The following is an 18,955-nucleotide window of genomic DNA, read 5'->3' on the forward strand; positions in this document are numbered from 1 at the left end:
AGTGGTGTTACTGGGTCATGGCCAGGCTGGGAGGATGGAAGCCACATGAAAAGAGAGCAGGTGTTATCACCCTCCACCGCGGATACATGGAATTCTGTAAAATCTTCGATGGGTGGATGCTCGCGCAAAAATTTGTGTCCTAATCGTAGCCTTAGACGTAGAGGGGCAGTTGGATATATAACTGGCGGCCTAAACTGATCTGCTAAACACTAGCGTTGTCGGCTTTGCCTCCCACAGCCGTGCGTCAAGGCACATGGCGATGTTGCGCAGGAAAGGCCTTCCCGCCGGAAGTACCTGTATATAACCTTTGCGGCATTCCACAAAGCCATCCTCAGCTAATGGCTGAAGACGAACGAGCGCATCCACAAAATAATCTTCCTCTGTCTTGCTCCAGGAGGTGTGCAGACGGCACATCAGGTTCAGGATGTGCCGCCTGATGCGGCTATCTTCCTGTGTTAGCTCATGGCCTTTGAAAATTGGCAGTTGACCTGTGGCAACAGCTGCTTCGTAAGCTTCCACCTCCTTTATATTCTGCATAAAGGCAGTACCGGTATCAGAGATGCTGGAGGCACCCAAGCCAATAAGAAGTTCTGTGTGTCGGGGTGTGTAGCCCATGAAATTGCGGTGCAGTCTGCCCTGTTGCGCGGCAACATATAGTTCATCCTCCGGCAACGCGAAATGGTCCAGGCCTATTTCTACATATCCGGCTTCTTCCAACAGGTTACTGCCTAACTCATATAAGCCGCGCTTCTCAGCTGGCTCCGGCAGGTCGGCTTCAGAATAGCGGCGTTGTGCTTTGCTTTTCCAGGGCACATGGGCATAACTGTAAAAAGCGATGCGCTCCGGGCGCAGTTCCTTTACTTTCTCAATGGTATGGCGCACGCTGTCAGCAGTCTGGTAGGGCAGGCCATAAATGATGTCACCGTTTATGGAAGTATAGCCGATGGCGCGGGCGGTGTCGAACGTCTCTTTTGTCTGCTCAAAGCTCTGGATGCGGTTAATGACAAACTGCACGCTCGGGTCAAAGTCCTGAATGCCTACACTTAGTCTTCTGAATCCGAGATCATACAGTACCTGAAGCTGCGATGCGTTGGTGGCGTTTGGGTGCACCTCCACGCTAAACTCCGCCTCAGGAGTTATTTCTGCCTTGCTAAGCAGGGACTGAAGCAGTTTTTTTAGATTTTCGGCGCTGAAGAAGGTGGGCGTGCCGCCGCCAAGGTGCAACTCCGTAATGCGCGGCTTCTCCCCAAACGCCGCTAGGTACTGGTCCCATTCCTGCAGCAGGGCCTGCATGTAAGGCTCTTCTACCCCGTGGTTTTTGGTGATGCGTTTGTTGCAGCCGCAGTAGGTGCACAGTTGCTCACAGAAGGGCAGGTGCAGGTATAAGCTGATGCCCTCGGAGGTGTTGGTTTTCTGGAAAGCCTGTTGCACATGCTCCAGCCAGCGTTCCTGTGTAAGCGGGGCATCGTCCCAGTAAGGCACGGTGGGGTAGCTGGTATAGCGTGGCGACGGCACATCATACTTGGCCAGCAGCGCAGCAGGGGCGGTATATGTAGGGACACAATTCATATTTTCTCTCTTCATCCTTGAATTTCTATGTGCAAAATTCGGTTGTGCAAGGGAGACAGGAAATGATTATTGTCAGCTAAAAGCCCTCTTTTTCGTGACTTTTAGCATAAACCTGTGTAATTTCACAAGATTTGCTACAAAAACTGTGTTTTTGATATATGAGATTAACCACACCAACACTACTACTGGATAAGAAGAAAACCTTGAACAACATCAGGAGGATGGTGCAGAAGGCTAAGGAGAACGGCGTCCGGTTGCGTCCGCATTTCAAAACGCATCAGTCGGCGCAGGTGGGCGCGTGGTTTCGTGAATATAACGTTGATGCCATTACAGTATCGTCTTTAAAAATGGCCCGCTATTTTGCCAACCAGGGCTGGAAAGACATTATGGTGGCATTTCCAGCCAATGTGCTGGAGATGGACAGCATGAATGAACTGGCCGCCCACATCAAGCTACATGTGCTGGCTGTAAACGTGGAGACGGTGGAGGCGCTGGCCATCGGCCTGAAGCACCCAGTGCAGATATGGGTTAAAATAGATACTGGCTATCGCCGCACGGGTGTTCTGGCGAATGACCATAAGGCCCTTGATACTATCATACAGAAGATAAAGGAAAGCGATAAACTACAGTTCGCAGGTTTTGTGGTGCACGATGGCCATACCTATAAACAAACGGACGTTTATGCCATTCAAACCATACATAATACTTCGGTATACCTCCTGCAATTACTCCGGGAGCGTTATATCGGGCAGTTTCCGAACCTGCAGCTCTCTATCGGTGATACGCCTTCGTGCAGCATTCTGGATACACTGACCGGAGTAGATGAAATCAGGCCAGGTAACTTTGTTTTTTACGATGTGATGCAACAGCGCATCGGCTCCTGCAGCTTCGATGATGTTGCCGTATGTATGGCCTGCCCGGTGGTGGCCAAACACCCCAACCGTGGGGAAATTATTATTTATGGTGGCAGCGTACATTTCTCTAAAGATGCGCTACCGCTGGAAGACAGCTCGGTGATATATGGCCGCGTAGTGGAGTTTACGAACGATGGCTGGACAACTCCGGTGAACGGCATCGACCTCGTGTCGCTGTCGCAGGAGCATGGCGTTATAAAAGCCTCCCCTGAGCAATTTGAGAAATACCACATTGGGGATATGATCGGAATTCTGCCGGTGCATTCGTGCCTGACAGCAGACTTGATGAGGGGCTATATGACAACTGACGGTGAGATACTGGAGCATCTGTCTGGGGTGCCGCAACGGGAACTGGAAATACTGTAAACGTTGAGCCGGAAGGGAAAATCTACAGCAGACGATGCCTGGGGTGCTATTCCAAAGCAGCCTCCCAAACGTGTTATCCGTGCTAAGCCAACAGCTAAAACTGCCGTTAAGCCCGTGGGCAAGCCCAGGCCCAGATTAAAAAAGAATTCGCGGCCGCCGTCGCCCTATAAGTTCTGGATAGGAGTGGCGGTGCTGGCAACGCTGGCGCTGGTAGTGCTTTACGTGGAGTTTTTTGTGGAGAAGCCCAAGCCTGCCTGGCCTGAGGGCTATAGTGTGTATGGTGTAGATGTGTCGCACTATCAGCGGGAGATTGACTGGCAGCAGGTGCGGGAAAATGAAGTTACTTTCGCTTTTGTAAAAGCGACGGAAGGCAGGAGCTTAAAGGACAAGCACTTCCAGGATAATTGGAAAGGTGCCGGTGCAGCAGGTATAATGCGTGGAGCTTATCATTTTTATCTGCCTTACCTCAAGCCAGAAGTGCAGGCTGAAAACTTTACTTCCACGGTTACACTTGCGCCGGGAGACCTGCCTCCTGTGCTGGACGTGGAAGTGCGGGGCAGGCAATCTGTGGCGCAACTGCGCAAGGACCTGAGGGTATGGCTGACGCAGGTGGAAAAGGCCTATGGCGTCAAGCCTATCATTTATACCGGCTATTATTTTTACAAAGATTATCTGGCCGGGCATTTTGATGAGTATCCCCTCTGGATTGCACATTATAAGGTGCCGAAACTAAAGCTTGAGAAGAGCGATACGCTAAAGCTAGCTTTCTGGCAGCATACCGATGAAGGTGCCATCAAAGGCATCACCGGAAAAGTAGATTGCAATGTGTTTAACGGCAGCATGCGTGAGTTACGCAGTCTGCGGATAAAGCAACCATCCCTATAACAGAAAGAGGCGCTATCATGTAGCGCCTCTTTCTGTTATAGGGGGTGTAGGTGAAGGCTTACAACTGAGTTAAATAAGCTATATACGCTGCTCTCCGTTTGCCCTTCTTAGTCCTACTGGTGTTTGAAATTTAGTATCTGCCTTCAGAGCTCCGGTCGCGGTCGTCGCCACGATCACGGTCAAAGGTGCGTCCACGGTTGCGGCTCGCCAGGTAGTTATTGTCAGAACTGACAAAGCCCTTGTTGAAATTTCTGTCGCCGTAGGCGCCGTCGCGGTTGCTGGAGCCATACTCGTTTTCTGAGCTTCGGTTATAGCCGCTACCCATGTAGCTGCCTTCAGACCCGCCAAAGTTAGCCGAATTATACCTGTCTGAGCCATAGCTGCCTCTTTTGTTGCTGCTACTGTAGCTGCTGTTACCTTTATACGATCCACTACCGGAGTTATAATCGTCCTGGTTAAAATCGTAGCGCCCCTGATCTGAACCCTCGAACCTTCTGGAAGTATCGGAGCCATAAAGGTCACGGCTTCCTGAAGAGGAGGACTCATTTCTGTCATTGCCCCGGCTTCCACGACGGTCATGGCCGAGGAATCCTCTGTTCTTATCATTGTCAGACTTATCCCTGTCCCTGTCCGGGGTATAGTTAGAGCCGCGGCTTGGGCTGTTCAGGTTACTCTGTCTGGATTGGTCTGGTGAGCCCACTCCTTCGTAGTAGTTGTAGTCTTTCTGATTAGAGTCATAATTTCCGCGATTGGTATTCCGGAACCCCCTGGTGCTGCCAGAGCCATACCTATCATTGTCTGAGCCATGGCTGTCGTAATCGCTCTGGTAGCCATAAGCGCGGTGTCCGCTGGGGCTGTAGCCACTGTCGCGGGCTTCACTAGGGTTGCCCATGCCGCTCACAAAGTTGTAGTTGGTATCTTCAGTACCGTAGTGGCGTTGTGCTATATTACCCGCTCTGGAAGTGCCGAATCCCTGGGCGCCGCCATAGCTACCCATATTGCCGTAGTTACGGGAGGTGCTATAGGTGCCGTATGTATCTTGGTTAGCAGTGTTGCGGGAGCCAGCCATTTCGTTGCCCTGGTTGCCCCAGGTACCGGAGTGTCCCTCGTTGCCATAGCCACCGCGTGCAGAGGAGCCATAGTCGTCGAAGCGGTAATTGTTGTCTCTCTCAGGATGGCGGTAACGTTCAGAACGATGTGTCTGGAAGCCACGGGAATTGTCCTGGCGATCATTTTGGTTTCTGTTCATAGCTTTTTTGGTTTAGTTACGGTAAAAATAAAATGTACCATTTCTAACGAAGAGAAACATGAGTAGTTTTAAGAGAGGGTATTAATCATGAAATTCCGCAGTTTCGAACGCTGTGTAACCTTGGCTGCCGAAAGGATGAATTGGCCCTGGAAATGGTATAGTATTGTCTCTTCACCTCATAGGTAAGAAGTTTGACATTAGTTGAATGTGTTCTCCTCTTTAGGAAAGTCGCCATCTTGTTAACTCACCCTGCTTAACCTAGCCGCTTTATTTTTTTTGAGATTCAGCTGGTTCTGATTTCAGTATCACGCTATCCCACCAATTAGCAGCTTGTGTGGTTGTTTGTTCCTTCAGGTTAGCTTTTTCATCAGGCCTCACTAAATAGACAAAGGCCTGATCTCCTAAAAAGATAAAACTGATGGAAACGATGGCTGCAACAATCGTAATAAATATCGCTACATGCCGGATAACACTATAAAAGCCGTGCCTTGTGCGTCCGAACCTTTTTCTGATAGGTTTTAATACAGGTTGCAGCGAGGGCGCCTCCAAGAACTTTCTGTTAAAGAATGCTAAAATCTGTTCCTGCCCAATCAGGACCACACTGCCAAGAATTAAGAAGTTTACCAAGGCAAACATAGTCATCATTTGCACATAAGGATTATGGAATAAATAGCCATAAGTGCTCTGGTAATAGTAGATGGCCCATAGGGTCAGGACGCAAACGATTATGTTTGGTAAACTAAGTATAAAATTGTTTTTCGGCTTATCATCTTTGGGAGTAGGAATATAAGGTACCTTTATTCTTAGTATTGAATATACCAGGCCGAGGCAGAAGACCCACCAGGTGCCAGTGCGGAGAATCCCCCCAAATAAATGAAACCCGTTTTCCTTTTTTTCAAGCAGCCACCGTTGGGCATAGTGCCTGATACAGATAGAAACACAGAAAAACGGACCAAACATGACGAGGAATTCCCCCAGGGAAACATACCAGGGAAACTCCGCCAGCACCAATGATAAAACAGGTATCAGGAAGTCGATTAAGTTGAAAACACCAAAGAAGTAGTAGAGTGGTAGCGTCAGGTAGTGTGTTTTCTGAGCCCAGGTAAAGCTGCTGAATAATTTAGGATATACCGTAAAGAGCAACTCGAAAGTACCACGCGCCCATTTTATTTGTTGTTTGTAATAAGATGCCAGTGTGGCAGGGACAAGCCCACGTGTCAAAATTTTTGGAACGTACACAGACTTCCAGCCTTTCGCATGCATGAGCATGGCAGTGTGCATATCCTCCGCCAGTCCTGCGGCATGGCCTCCAATTGAATCCAGGGCCTCCCGCCGGAAGGTGCAGTTAGCTCCGATGGCCTGTACGGTTCCATAGCTGTTCATGCCCATCATGATGGGGCCATAGAAACTGTAAGTCTGCTCTGCAGCCCCATAGGCAACAATGCTTTCCTTGTTATTGCTGTATGCCTGTACTACCTGTACAAAGCCTATCGCCGGATCTTCGAAGTAAGGCAGCACCTCATCCAAAAATTCAGGCGCAGGTACATGGTCAGGGTCCAGAATCAGGCATATATCGCCGGTGGCATGCTGGAGTGCGTTGTTTATATTGCCGGCTTTGGCGTCTATCTTTTCAGTACGGGTAACATGGATTACCCCAAGGCGCCTGCAAACTTCTTTTAGTATTGGGTCATCTCCCTCATCGCACAAGTAAGACGTGTGTGGGTAACGAATTTGCTGTATGGCCTCCAGTGTATTGATGATCATGCTGTGAGGCTCTCCTGGGTAAGAGGTAGTAAATACATCCACCGTGAAGTCGGTTTTTAAGTCGGGCTTCAGGGGCTTGCTCACATTAAAGTAATGATACCACTCATGCAATGTACGCAGCAGCTTGAATCCGAGAGCGGTGGTCAGCATCCAGTACAGGGGCGCATACCCTACATGGCTGTCATCAAAAAACCAAAAGAGGAATATAAACAGCGTGACAAGCCCCAAAACGATCATGATGCGTATGGTCGTTATCTCTTTGCGCTTAAGAGATTTATCAGGGCCAATTATGTTTTTTTCCTTCTGGTATTTTGTATACATATACATCGTGTAGATGCAAAGATAAAGATCTAGATTGTAAGGTGTCACATTCTACCTCACGCAGCATCCAGTGGAGGTGAAGAATCCTTTTTAAAGGAACATGCTCCCCGATATACTCATACCTAGCTTCAAATGTTTTAATTGTAAAAAGTTGGTTGGTTTAGTGCGTTCCTGTACAGTTCCATTTTTCTCCTGGATTTGAATTCATTCTAAAAGAGTCACATTTCCATTCTTTATTAGAAAAGCTTCTATACTTTATGAATGTGTTTTTTTTATTGCCACTGGTTAATTCTTAACCAGTTGTGGAGAGCGTGCAAACGTGACAGAAAAGTACGGAGTAAGGGAGGAAAGGTATAAACTGTTAAAGAAGCTGAACAGTTTATACTGCTGCGCAATGGAGAGCCCTACTTCATAAAGGGAGCGGGAGGTTATACAAACTGCAAGGCACCGGTAAAAGCCAATGCGCTCATGCTGGATGGCGGCAGTGTGGTTGGGTGAGGTAACAGGAACAGACAATGCATTTTAATTACTATATGGGGCATGATTTTTACATAGATAGCTTTCCCAGAAAAGCCCTGAAAGAAGAAGCGCTTTCTTCATTTAGAGAAAGAAAGCGCTACATAATTTACAAAATCATCTATGGTATAAACGGGTACTTCGTCCGGAATAACAATACTGTATTTCTTTTCGACGGCCAGAATAATATCCACCACATCTACTATATCTATACCATATTCCCATAGGCCTTTATCGGGGGACAAAACACTAGAGTCAATATGCTTTAGCCTACCTACAATGTTGGAAACAGCTTTCAGGATAGTATCACGCGTTATGGAATTACTTGATACACTTATCATAATTATAAAATTTAAATCTATTGCTAGCCTGGTATATCAGTAATAATTCCCCTTCTACACCTGAAATGCTATTCCATGAGATAGACCATTCCAGATATAGAAGGGGAAATTATTTATATTAGAAGCGACGCACTATGCATGAGTCATTTTCTGCTCTTCGAGCATTGCGGTCTCGTGCTCCAGTTCCTCTATTGTCTTTTCTTCCAGTTCAATTACTGTTTTCTTGTCCCAGCCAAACTTAGCCAGTACGCGGTCGAACAGGTAATAGATAACTGGCACCACAATCAGCGTCAGGAACATGGAAGAGCTCAAACCACCGATCAGGGCCCAGGCCAGGCCGTTTTTGGTAGCAGCCACTGAGCCACCTGCCAGGGCAATCGGCAGCATACCTATCACCATGGCCAGCGTCGTCATCAGGATTGGGCGGAAACGGATTCTCACGGCCTCAGTCAGCGCTTCTTTCACTTCCACACCTTCTGCTTTCAGGTTATTGGTAAAGTCGACCACCATAATCGCGTTTTTGGCAACCAGACCGATCATCATGATGATACCCAGAATAGAGAAAATACTCAGCGATTGGGCAGCCAACGCGAGTGCAAGCAGGGCACCGATAATGGCCAGCGGAATAGAGAATAATACCACCAGCGGGTACACATAAGAATCATACAGCGCCACCATAATCAGGTATACAAAGATGATAGAGGCTAACAAGGCTATACCCAATGTGCCAAAACCTTCGCTCTGGTTTTTCAGGTCACCGCCAAACTCAACACTCACACCTTTCGGTATTTCCACCTCTGCCATCTTCGCCTGGATATCAGCACCCACCGAGCCAGACGGACGGCCAATTACTTGGGAGTTCACATTTACAGAAGTTACGCGGTTGTAACGCTCCAACTGTGACGGACCAGTTGACTGGCGTATATCCGCGAACTGCGCCAGGCGCACCAGTTGTCCCTGGTTGTTCACGAAAGGCAGGTTACCAATATCGTTTACGCTGCGGCGGTCAAACTCATCCAGGCGGATGTTGATGTCATAGTCTTCAGTGCCGGAGCGGAACGTAACGTCGCTGTTACCGCTAAAGGCCAACTGCATACTGGCACCCACGCTTTCTAGCGAAAGACCAACATTCGCCATTTTGTCACGGTCCACTACCACTTCAATTTCAGGGTTACCACCTTCCACTGAAGTCTCCACGTCCACAGTGCCATCCACATTTTCTGCAATCTGCATCACCTGCTGCGAGAAAGTCATTACAGAATCCAGGTTTGAGCCGGAAATGATGATCTGAATAGGAGCCTGTGCGTTACCCACCAAACCTACAGGTACCGGCGTTACTTCCACATCTGGAATTTTACTTTCGATGTCGGCTTTGGCCTGGCGGCTGAACTGGTTTGTGCTGAAAGCGCGCTCCTTTACATCTACCAGCGTTACAGAAACATCCGCTTTATAAGCTGTATTCTGGCCAGCCTGTGCCGATGAAGTGGTACCGACGGTGGTGAATATTTTCTCTACTTCAGGTATGGTTTGCAGATATTCCTCTACCTGGCGCGTGGCAAAGTTAGTTTGCTCCACTGTGGCGTTCTTCGGAAGCTCCAGCTGTAAACTCACTTCTCCGCGGTCGCCGGCAGGTATAAACTCTGAACCGATAAAGCCAAATGGCACCAGCATGAACGAAGCAACGAGCATAACAAGTGTCACGGCCAGCGTGATAAACTTATGGTTAAACGCCCACTTCAAGGTAGCAGTAAAGCCATCTATAATTCTATCCAGGAAACGCTCAAACGAAAGTATAAACCTTCCAAAGATGTTCTTGTCCGAAATATGCTCCAGGCGAGAGAATCGGCTGGCCAGCAGTGGAATCAGGGTAAAGGCCACGAACAGGGAAACCATTGTTGCTACGGCTACCACCACCGCAAACTGGCGCAGGATATCTGACACCAGACCTGTTGAAAGTGCGATTGGGATAAACACTACCACAATTACCAGTGTAATGGATGTTACGGTAGCCATGATTTCGCGAATACCATCATAGGCAGCCTGGGCTGGTTTCTTACCCATCTCCATGTGGCGGTGAATGTTCTCGATTACCACAATGGCGTCATCCACCAGGATACCCACCACCAGCGAGAGCGCCAGCAACGACATTAGGTTTAGCGAGTAGCCCAGCAGGAACATGGCTATAAAAGTGGCTACAAGAGATGCCGGGATAGAGATCATAACAATCACGGCGTTGCGGAGCGAGTGCAGGAACAGCAACATCACGATAGCCACCAGTATAACCGCAATAAATAAGTCGTGTATTACAGAGTCAGCAGCTTCCAGTGTGAAGTCAGAAGAGTCGCTGGCAAGGTTGAAAGTCAGTCCTTCAGCAGCATAGGTTTGTTCCAGTTCAGCCAGCGTTTCTTTCGTCAGGCGGCTAACTTCCACAGCGTTGGCATCAGACTGCTTCTGTATCGTGATACCTACCGATGCTTTACCGTTAATGCGGTTCAACACCTCAGTATCCTTCTGGGTATCCTGCACCTCGGCCACATCAGCCAAACGAACGATGCCGTTCTGGTCTTCGCGGAGGATGAGGTTGCGCAGTTGGTCCAGCGACTCGTACTTACCAGCCAGGCGGATCTGCGTCTGACCGCTCTCCTGTTTAATCTTACCGGTTGGGAAGTCCAGGTTCGAATTGCGGATTTTCTGCTGCACCTGCAGAATAGAAAGGCTATAAGCCTCCAGCTTATTGGCATCTACGTTCACCTTTATTTCACGCTCCTGACCACCCAGTACTTTAATAGCCGCCATACCCTGTATGCGCGACAACTCAGGTTTGATTTTTTTATCAATAAGGTCATAAAATTCTGTAGGTGACATATTGGCCGTAGCCCCCATTTTAATGATAGGCAGGTCGTCCAGGTCAAACTTATTTAGCGTTGGCGCATCCGCATCTTCCGGTAGTCTGGCCAGTATGGTGTTAATCTTCCGCTGCGCCTCCTGCAAGCTCAGGTCCACGTCAGTGCCCTGGTTCAGGTTGATCACGATCATGGAAAAGCTCTCCAAGGAAGTGCTTTTCATCTCCTTCACGTTTTCCAGCGAGGCAAGGGCATCTTCGATCTCCTTCGTCACGGAGTTCTCCACCTCGTTAGGCGATGCACCCGGGTAAATGGTACTCACGGTGAGTACCGGCGGGTTGAACTTCGGCAGCAGCTCGTAGTTAAGCGATTGGTAGCTGACAAGCCCGAGCAGCGTGAGGACAGTAAAAACCACCACCACCAGGGACGACCGCTGTATAGATAATTTGGTTATGTTCATTTTCTGGTTTTCTCTTTAAAAGAAATTGTTCTTGTCTTGATTTAAAGCGCTGTCACCTTCATGCCTTCGCGCAGGTTAATCTGGCCGCTTTGTACAATCTGCTCGCCCGGCTGCACGCCATCCAGTATCTCTACCTGGTCTTGCGTAACCGTACCCACTCTTACCTGGCGGAGGTAAGCTTTCTGATCTTTCACCACATAAACACTAGGATTCTGGATGCTGCCTACAATGGCCTGGCGAGGTAATAAAAGAGCATCGCGCTGCTCTGCCGCCTCAAAGAACGCAGTACCATACATACCGGCTCTCAGGTTGTTGTTAGCGGCGTTTTTAACTTCCACTTCCACATCAAACTTCAGGGTTGGGTCAGCCTGAGCAGCAATGGCTGTAACTGTTCCTTCATATTCCTGTCCGGAACCTGCATCTGCTTTTACAATTACCTTGGCACCTTTCTCCACCAGCAGCACTTCGCTTTCAGATACTTTTACTTTCAGCTTCAGCTTGTCCACGTTCACGATATCATAAAGTTTTGTTCCGGGGTTCAGGAAAGAACCGACTTCCACATAAATCTCGTTGATTTCGCCGCTGATGGGAGCCGTGATACGGGTTTTGTTCAGACGCTGGCGTGCAGCTACCAATTGGCCCTGCGTTGACTTAGCGGCCAAACGGGCATCTTCCAATTGTCTTTTGGTGATGGCATCGCCGGCAGCCAGGTTCTCAAAGCGCTCCAGGTCTCTCTTTGCTTTCTCGGCGTTGGATTGTGCTGTAGCCAGGTCGGCAGCCATTGTATTGTTCTCTACCTGCACCAGCAGCTCGCCTGCTTTTACTTTATCTCCTTTGCGCTTTGCAACGGTCTGAATCTGCCCCTGCGTTTCAGACAAAAGCGTCAGGCTTTGAATAGGAGCGAAGTTGCCCTGTGCAGTAAAAGACTTGTCCAGCTTCGCAGTTTTTATTTCGGTGATAGTAACCGGAATCGCATCGCTTTTTATTTCTGCTACTGCGGCCTTTGCTTCCATTTGCTCTTTATTGCTCATTAGCTTAAAGCCGATAGCACCTAAAATGGCAATAACAACTACAATATAAATCAGCTTTTTCATTTCGTTATTTTAAATACTAATTAATAAGTGTTTTTAATTCTCCTGTTGCCTGCAGGTAATTCAGCTGGGCAATTTTAAATTTCAGTACTTCGTTGTTGAGGTTGGTTCTTGCCTCCCTGAGCTGCACCTCTGCCTCGAGCAGGTCAGTCAGTGGGGAAAGTCCTTCCTTGTAAAGCTGGTTAGTGGTGTCGTACACGTCCTGCGCCAGCATCACGTTTTGATTCTGTGCCTGTATAGCAGCCTCACTGTTTTGCAGCTGGCTAATTGCGTTTGTCAGGGTAGCCGCTGTGTTGGTGTTGAACTTGTCGAGGTCTTCGTCCAGCTTTTTCATCTCCAACTGCACCTGCTTTGCCTGCGCATCTTTCTTGAAGCCGTCAAAAATCGGGATGTTGAGCTGTAAGCCTACCACAGAGGTTTTGAAATAAGGAATGCTGTTGTCGAACAACTCGTTACGCTGCGTCTGATAACCATACTGCCCGTATGCAGCCAGGGTAGGATAGTAGCCTGCTTTGATGTTTTTCTCCTGCAGGGCTGTCAGTTGCTTCTGCGTGTTCAGTAACTGGAACTGCGTTTTATTTGTAGAGGCAGTCGCGGCATCCACTGTTCCTGGCATTACTTTCTCGAGGGAGATAGTGGCGTCCTGCAACTCGATTTCCTGCTCCAGCGGCATGCCGATGAAGAACTTCAGTACATTTTTCTGCTGTTCGAAGGCCGTGCTCAGGCTTTGCCGCTGGGTCTTCAGGTTAATTCTGCTTACCTGAATCCGGTTCACGTCTACCTTTTTCACCAGGTCGTTCTCGTACTGCAGCTGCATAATTTTCTCCAGTTGCGTCAGCCTTTCTAGGTTCGCCTCAATGGTGTTAAACTGCTCTTTTGTCTGCAGTGTCTGCAGGTAAGCCGCGCTAATGTTGTAGACCAAATCTTCCTGCACCATTGCTGCTCTTAGTCGGTACAGGTCTTGTGTGGTTTTGGCAGCCTGAAGGCCTACAAAGTAAGATTGGTTAAAAAGTAGCTGCGTGAACTGTACATTGCCCTTTACATTGTAGTCTTTACCAAACTGCACCGGAATATCCGTGCCGGGCTGGCCAGCCAGTTCACCCGGTAAGATTTGTGTTGGCAGTGCCGGAAAATAATCCAGGCCACCACTCGCCGTTACCTGCGGAAGTCCCACGCTTTTAGTTTCCCTAATTACCTGACGAGCAATCTGCTCATCATAAGATGCCTTTTTGATGTCCTGGTTGTTACTCAGGGCATACTGGATGCTTTCCTGCAGCGTCAGTTCCTTCACCTGTCCGGTGACCGGTGCCTGTGCAAAGGCGGGCGTCATCCAGGTAAGCAGCAGTCCGAGTGCTAAATATTTCTTAATCAAGGTATTTGTTTTTATGGTTTTTAACTATTTAGTAAGTTCTGAATTTACAGAACTGCAATGGCAAAAAAATTATTCTTTTTCCTTTCTCCAGTTCTCAATCAACTCAGGTAACTGCTGTTTCAGGTAATCCAGGAAACCAATAAAGTCTTTGAGTTTGACGTCATATTCCGGATTTTCTCTTTTCCTAACTTCCAGCACACGTTTCAGCAGGTTGTTGAGCCCGCTTAGATCTTCCATTTTCTTATTGAACAGTTCGCGCCAGTTGGAAGATCTAATCCTAAAGTATCGCTTTCTGTCTCCTGAGAAGGTAGTATAGTCTATATGCCCTGTGTTAAGTAGCATGTTCAGCGCATTACTTGTGGCGCTCTTGCTGATATTAAGTGTTTCACTGATCTCGTCAAAAGTAAGCTCAGGCTTGTCAGATACCAGCAGAAGCCCCATAACACGCGCTACAGCAGGCTGGAAACCGTTGTTTTCGTGGTAGATACCGATTTCTTCTATCAGTTCTCTTTGTTTCTCGCTTAAGGCCATTTATATATCTGTTACTAATGAAGAACGCTGCAAAGGTATATGTTAGTTTCATTAGTTCATAATTTGCAGAACTAAAAAGTTGTTTTTTCTATAATCCAGATATAGCCCAGGAACAGGCATCGTAACGCAGCAGTGCAGGCTGTTGAAAGTGTGATATTTACACTGTAAGAGTAAGGTTTTAATCTTTCATATTCAGAATGCCGTAGTATGAACTTAATGTTATCTAAAGATTTGTACTTAGTGCAAAATTTATACTTAGTATGAAGTGTAAATATACCTATATTAACGAAAAAAGTGTCACGGAGACAAATTGCCTTCAGACACTTGAAGGTGTTAATTTAATTATATAAATGAAATTCAGCTTATGTCCAAAACATATAACAGGTGGTATCACCCTTATGATTCAAATGACAAATATACCCGTCGTGTTGCTTACTTCTGCATGGAGTATGCTATCCATCAGTCTCTTAAAATTTACTCAGGTGGCTTAGGCTTTCTGGCTGGATCTCATATGCGCAGCGCCTTTGACCTGCGCCAGAATGTTATTGGTATCGGAATGCTGTGGAAGTACGGATACTACGATCAGGAGCGAAACGAAGATCAGAGCATGCGCCCGCATTTTACCCAAAAGTATTACAGCTTCCTGCAGGACAGCGGCATTACCGTGCGGGTGGTTGTGAACAATCACCCGGTGCTGGTGAAGGCATTGGTGCTGAAGCCAGAGGTTTTCGGAACGGCTCCTATTTACTTTCTGACAACGGATGTTCCCGAAAACGACCACCTGGCCCGCACCATCACAAACCGCCTGTATGACCCTGAGCCGAACGCCCGTATTGCGCAGAGTATTGTGCTGGGTATTGGCGGAGCCAAAGTGGTGGAGGCCCTGGGTGGAGCCGAGGTTTATCATATGAACGAGGGCCATGCCCTGCCGCTGGCGTTCCACCTGTACCAGGAGTACGGACAGAAAGAGGAGGTGCGCCGCCGGATGGTGTTTACCACCCATACCCCTGAAAAAGCCGGTAATGAGGAGCATGATATTCAGATGCTTCACAACATGAGCTTCTTTAACGGTATAACGTTAGAGGAAGCACGGGACCTGACAGGTACCACCGGGCATATGTTCAACCATACCCTTGTAGCCCTGCGCCTCTCTAAAGTGTCTAATGGGGTATCACAGTTGCATGGGGAGGTAGCACGCGATATGTGGTATGGCAACGAAGGCGTATGTGAGATCAAATCCATCACCAACGCTCAGAATGTGCCATTCTGGATGGACAAGCAGTTGTGGGAAGCGCAGGAGCGCAATAAAGACATGACCATGCAACAGCGAAAAAAGGAGATGAAGCGAAAACTTTTCGATGTAGTGGCGGATCAGACAGGCAAGATTTTTAAACCGGATGTGCTCACTATTGTCTGGGCCAGAAGGTTTGCTGCCTACAAACGCGCCGACCTGCTGGTGCGGGATATGGAGCGCTTTCTGAGACTGGTGAACAAAAGCGACATGCCGGTACAGGTTATCTGGGCAGGTAAGCCTTACCCTTTCGATCTTAATGCAGTAAACACGTTCAACAAACTGGTGTACATCTCCCAAAAGCAGGACAATGTAGCCGTGCTGACAGGCTATGAACTTGGGCTGTCGCGGAAACTGAAGCATGGCGCTGATGTGTGGCTGAACACGCCACGCCGCCCACGGGAGGCTTCGGGTACGAGTGGTATGTCAGCCGCTATGAACGGTGCCGTCAATTTCTCGGTGCAGGATGGCTGGCTACCGGAATTCTCCCGCCACGGAGAAAATAGCTTTGTGCTGCCGATTGTGGATACGTCCTTGCCTGATGATCTGCAGGACGAGGAAGACTATAACAACATGATGCGCATACTGGAGCAGCAGGTGATACCGACCTACTACCGCGACCGGGAGCGCTGGCTACGGATTGTAAAGCAAAGTATGCGCGATGTTATACCGGCTTTCTCTTCTGACCGAATGGCGCATCAGTATTATGAATTGATGTATAACTACCAAATGAGAAGCTGATGTTGAGAATCAAGGACAAAACATTAAAGCCGCTGTAGTATGTTCCCACTAACAGCTGCATGATCTAGGAGTTATTATAAAAGAAAGAGCCGTTCCGGATTTCCGGAGCGGCTCTTTCTTTTATAACAGGACTGAAAGTTTACCTTAAACTTTGTTTGGAATGCGCTGCAGCGTGGCGAGCAGGAAGTCCCAGTACTTCTGCACAGAGCTTATCTGTACTTTTTCGTCAGGGGAGTGGGCGCCGCGAATGTTGGGGCCAAAAGATATCATTTCCATGCCTGGATAGTTTGCTCCCAGTATACCACACTCTAAACCAGCATGGCAGGCGTTTACATCCGGTTCCCCCTCAAACTTGGAGCGATACAGGTCGCGCATCAGTTGGATGATAGCGGCATCCGGTTTAGGCGTCCAGCCCGGATAGGAGCCACTTAACTCTACAGAAGCGCCTGCCAGTTCCAGTGCACTTTGTATAGCCTGCGCCAGGTCTGTTTTCTCACTGTCCACGGAACTGCGGGTAAGGCAGAGAATAGAGTAATTACCGTCCTTTACCAGTACACGGGCCACGTTATTTGATGTCTGCACCAGGCCCTCTATATCGGGGCTCATGCGATAGATACCATTTGGGCAGGCGTAGATGGCGCGCAGCAGTCTACTAGTAAAATCTTTTTTAACTACCTGGGCCGGAACTTCTGCTGCCTCTGCCAGCACCTGCAGCTTTGGATCTGTGGATTTATACTCCTGCTGCAGCACAGCAGCCTGTTCTTTCAAAAAAGCCTCAAAATTTGCTTTGTCTCCCTCTGCTACGGCAACGACGGCAACTGACTCCCGCGGGATAGCATTACGTAGACCTCCGCCGTCAATGCTGCCCACACGCACATCAAACTGTGAAGTAGCTAGGTACAGCAAACGGTTCATCAGCTTGTTTGCGTTTCCCCGGCCAAGGATAATATCCATGCCGGAGTGGCCGCCTGTGAGGCCTTTAGTGCTGAGCCTGTACCCTGCCATGCCTGCCGGAGTGCCTTCCTGCGCGTATGTTCCTGAGGCGGTAGTATCTACTCCGCCTGCGCAGCCGATGGTTAGTTCCCGGTCGTCTTCTGTGTCCAGGTTCAGGAGGATACTGGCGTTCAGTAAGCCACCTTTCATACCCAGGGCACCTGTCATCCCTGTTTCTTCGTCTACTGTGAACAGTGCTTCAATGGCTGGGTGTTGTATGTCTTTGGAGGCAAGAACAGTCATCATGGTTGCCACGCCAATGCCATTGTCAGCGCCCAGCGTCGTGCCTTTTGCCTTTACCCAATCATCCTCCACATACATTTCTATTCCCTGCGTTTCGAAATCAAAGTCTGTGTCTGCATTTTTCTGGTGCACCATGTCCAAGTGACTTTGCATCGCCACTGTCTGCAGGTGTTCCATACCAGGTGTAGCAGGCTTTTTGATGATGACGTTGCCGGTTTCGTCTTCGTAGGTTTCCAGGCCAAGGCGCTGGCCAAAGGTCTTGATAAACTGAACTACGCGGGCTTCTTTTTTGGAGGGACGTGGTACAGCGTTTAAGTCAGCAAAGTTCTCCCAAAGTGCTTTGGGCTCGAGGTTGCGTATTTCTGAGCTCATTTTGTGATTTTTATTTGTTTTGCACGGCATCTGCCGCCGCTGCCATAAAGTTACACATTTCAGAAATAAATACGGGAGTAGCCTTTTGCTCCTGCTTTACAATAATGCTATCAACAAACAGCAGCTTCGCTAATGTTGCCTTGTACTTTTATAGGTGGTGGCGTGGGTGTATATTTAGGGCTTTACATGCATACACTATACTTCATTAGCGAAGAGAAGAACCATGGCTGTACAAAAAAAAGTAGGTGTTGACATTGGTGGCACGCATATTACAGCAGCACTTGTTGATTTGGAGAAAGGCACTCTGCTGGCGGATAGCCTTATACGGGAGCACGTTGATGCGAAGGGAAACAAGGCTGACATTATTCACAGCTGGGCACAGGGGATAAGAAACGTAACAGGAGGTAGTACGCCAGAAGAACTGCGGGTAGGCATCGCCATGCCAGGTCCTTTTGATTATGCCGAAGGTATTTCCCTGATGCAAAACCAGGATAAGTATGATGCGCTGTATGGCATAAATGTGAAGGAGCTATTAGCTGATGCACTGCAAATGCCACCTGCACATTTTCAGTTTATGAACGATGCTGCCTGCTTTTTACAAGGCGAGGCTTTCGGTGGGGCCGCAAAAGGAGCCGAACGTGCAGTTGGCCTGACGCTGGGCACCGGATTAGGTTCAGCTTTTTACCGTGACGGAATGGCTGAAGATGCTGCACTCTGGCGTTCCCCTTTCAAAGAAGGAATTGCCGAAGACTACCTTAGCTCCAGGTGGTTCACGAAGCATTACTGTTCCCTCTCCGGAAATGAAGTCAGTAATGTGAAAAGCCTGGTAGAGCTTTTGCCGTCTGATGCGCTGGTGCAAACTGTATTCAATGAATTCGGGCAGCACTTAGCGCAGTTCCTGCTCCCTTACATGGAGCGAGAGAAACCAGAGGTAGTAGTGATAGGAGGGAACATCGCGCAGGCCCTGGACCTGTTTGAGCCTGCGCTACTGCAAACGCTTGTGTCACAAGGAATCACCGTTCCTGTAAAACAAGGGGAGTTAGGAGAAGAAGCAGCTTTAATTGGCGCAGCATGCCTTTGGAAGTAACCCTTC

Annotated in this window: 13 protein-coding genes; 4 read left to right on the top strand and 9 right to left on the bottom strand. The window is 48.4% G+C overall.

Going from position 1 to position 18,955, the window contains the following annotated elements; all coding sequences use genetic code 11:
• Positions 1-189: 189 nt before the first annotated feature.
• Positions 190-1,569 carry an oxygen-independent coproporphyrinogen III oxidase gene (gene hemN, locus E1919_RS06285; protein ID WP_162052509.1) on the bottom strand — a complete coding sequence of 460 codons (1,380 nt, stop codon included), beginning with the start codon at positions 1,567-1,569 and terminating at the stop codon, positions 190-192.
• A 158-nt stretch (positions 1,570-1,727) separates the two neighbouring features.
• On the opposite strand from hemN, the gene E1919_RS06290 reads away from it, so the two are divergent.
• Both E1919_RS06290 and E1919_RS06295 read left to right on the top strand, forming a co-directional pair.
• Positions 1,728-2,849 carry an alanine racemase gene (locus E1919_RS06290; RefSeq protein WP_162052510.1) on the top strand — a complete coding sequence of 374 codons (1,122 nt, stop codon included), beginning with the start codon at positions 1,728-1,730 and terminating at the stop codon, positions 2,847-2,849.
• Positions 2,850-2,852: 3 nt separating this feature from the next.
• Positions 2,853-3,734 carry a glycoside hydrolase family 25 protein gene (locus E1919_RS06295; RefSeq protein WP_237144046.1) on the top strand — a complete coding sequence of 294 codons (882 nt, stop codon included), beginning with the start codon at positions 2,853-2,855 and terminating at the stop codon, positions 3,732-3,734.
• 130 nt (positions 3,735-3,864) lie between these two features.
• Here the strand turns inward: E1919_RS06295 and E1919_RS06300 are convergent, their stop codons facing one another.
• The 7 genes from E1919_RS06300 to E1919_RS06330 form a co-directional block, all read right to left on the bottom strand.
• A complete protein-coding gene (locus tag E1919_RS06300) occupies positions 3,865-4,983 on the bottom strand; it encodes a hypothetical protein (protein ID WP_162052511.1) in 1,119 nt (372 codons plus the stop codon).
• Positions 4,984-5,250: 267 nt separating this feature from the next.
• Entirely contained in the window at positions 5,251-7,068 is a 1,818-nt protein-coding gene (locus E1919_RS06305; RefSeq protein WP_162052512.1) for a glycosyltransferase family 2 protein, read from the bottom strand.
• Between the two features lie 596 nt (positions 7,069-7,664).
• Entirely contained in the window at positions 7,665-7,925 is a 261-nt protein-coding gene (locus E1919_RS06310) for a phosphopantetheine-binding protein (RefSeq protein ID WP_162052513.1), read from the bottom strand.
• A gap of 132 nt (positions 7,926-8,057) precedes the next feature.
• The gene (locus tag E1919_RS06315) at positions 8,058-11,228 is read right to left on the bottom strand and encodes an efflux RND transporter permease subunit (protein ID WP_162052514.1); all 3,171 of its coding nucleotides are present in this window, start codon (positions 11,226-11,228) and stop codon (positions 8,058-8,060) included.
• Between the two features lie 41 nt (positions 11,229-11,269).
• Complete coding sequence (locus tag E1919_RS06320; protein ID WP_162052515.1) at positions 11,270-12,322, bottom strand: efflux RND transporter periplasmic adaptor subunit; 1,053 nt, start codon at positions 12,320-12,322, stop codon at positions 11,270-11,272.
• A gap of 16 nt (positions 12,323-12,338) precedes the next feature.
• The gene (locus E1919_RS06325; protein WP_237144048.1) at positions 12,339-13,691 is read right to left on the bottom strand and encodes a TolC family protein; all 1,353 of its coding nucleotides are present in this window, start codon (positions 13,689-13,691) and stop codon (positions 12,339-12,341) included.
• A gap of 69 nt (positions 13,692-13,760) precedes the next feature.
• Positions 13,761-14,222, bottom strand: coding sequence for a GbsR/MarR family transcriptional regulator (locus tag E1919_RS06330; RefSeq protein WP_162052516.1), 462 nt, complete (start codon positions 14,220-14,222; stop codon positions 13,761-13,763).
• A 364-nt stretch (positions 14,223-14,586) separates the two neighbouring features.
• Between E1919_RS06330 and glgP the strand changes: the two genes are divergently transcribed.
• Positions 14,587-16,254, top strand: coding sequence for an alpha-glucan family phosphorylase (gene glgP / locus E1919_RS06335; protein ID WP_162052517.1), 1,668 nt, complete (start codon positions 14,587-14,589; stop codon positions 16,252-16,254).
• A 144-nt stretch (positions 16,255-16,398) separates the two neighbouring features.
• On the opposite strand, the gene E1919_RS06340 is transcribed toward glgP, so the two are convergent.
• A complete protein-coding gene (locus E1919_RS06340) occupies positions 16,399-17,862 on the bottom strand; it encodes an aminoacyl-histidine dipeptidase (protein ID WP_162052518.1) in 1,464 nt (487 codons plus the stop codon).
• A 223-nt stretch (positions 17,863-18,085) separates the two neighbouring features.
• Here E1919_RS06340 and E1919_RS06345 point away from each other — a divergent pair, with 223 nt between their 5' ends.
• Positions 18,086-18,949 (top strand): ROK family protein, encoded by an 864-nt coding sequence (locus E1919_RS06345; protein WP_162052519.1) that lies wholly within the window; start codon positions 18,086-18,088, stop codon positions 18,947-18,949.
• The last annotated feature ends 6 nt before the right edge of the window (positions 18,950-18,955 follow it).

Origin of the sequence: Pontibacter pamirensis, assembly GCF_010015475.1 — a bacterium.
GTDB classification, from domain to species: domain Bacteria; phylum Bacteroidota; class Bacteroidia; order Cytophagales; family Hymenobacteraceae; genus Pontibacter; species Pontibacter pamirensis.

Coding starts and splice junctions, on each gene's coding strand:
- hemN (WP_162052509.1), bottom strand. CDS start 1,569: ATGAATTGTGTCCCTACATATACCGCCCCTGCTGCGCTGCTGGCCAAG.
- E1919_RS06290 (WP_162052510.1), top strand. CDS start 1,728: ATGAGATTAACCACACCAACACTACTACTGGATAAGAAGAAAACCTTG.
- E1919_RS06300 (WP_162052511.1), bottom strand. CDS start 4,983: ATGAACAGAAACCAAAATGATCGCCAGGACAATTCCCGTGGCTTCCAG.
- E1919_RS06305 (WP_162052512.1), bottom strand. CDS start 7,068: ATGTATACAAAATACCAGAAGGAAAAAAACATAATTGGCCCTGATAAA.
- E1919_RS06310 (WP_162052513.1), bottom strand. CDS start 7,925: ATGATAAGTGTATCAAGTAATTCCATAACGCGTGATACTATCCTGAAA.
- E1919_RS06315 (WP_162052514.1), bottom strand. CDS start 11,228: ATGAACATAACCAAATTATCTATACAGCGGTCGTCCCTGGTGGTGGTG.
- E1919_RS06320 (WP_162052515.1), bottom strand. CDS start 12,322: ATGAAAAAGCTGATTTATATTGTAGTTGTTATTGCCATTTTAGGTGCT.
- E1919_RS06330 (WP_162052516.1), bottom strand. CDS start 14,222: ATGGCCTTAAGCGAGAAACAAAGAGAACTGATAGAAGAAATCGGTATC.
- glgP (WP_162052517.1), top strand. CDS start 14,587: ATGTCCAAAACATATAACAGGTGGTATCACCCTTATGATTCAAATGAC.
- E1919_RS06340 (WP_162052518.1), bottom strand. CDS start 17,862: ATGAGCTCAGAAATACGCAACCTCGAGCCCAAAGCACTTTGGGAGAAC.
- E1919_RS06345 (WP_162052519.1), top strand. CDS start 18,086: ATGGCTGTACAAAAAAAAGTAGGTGTTGACATTGGTGGCACGCATATT.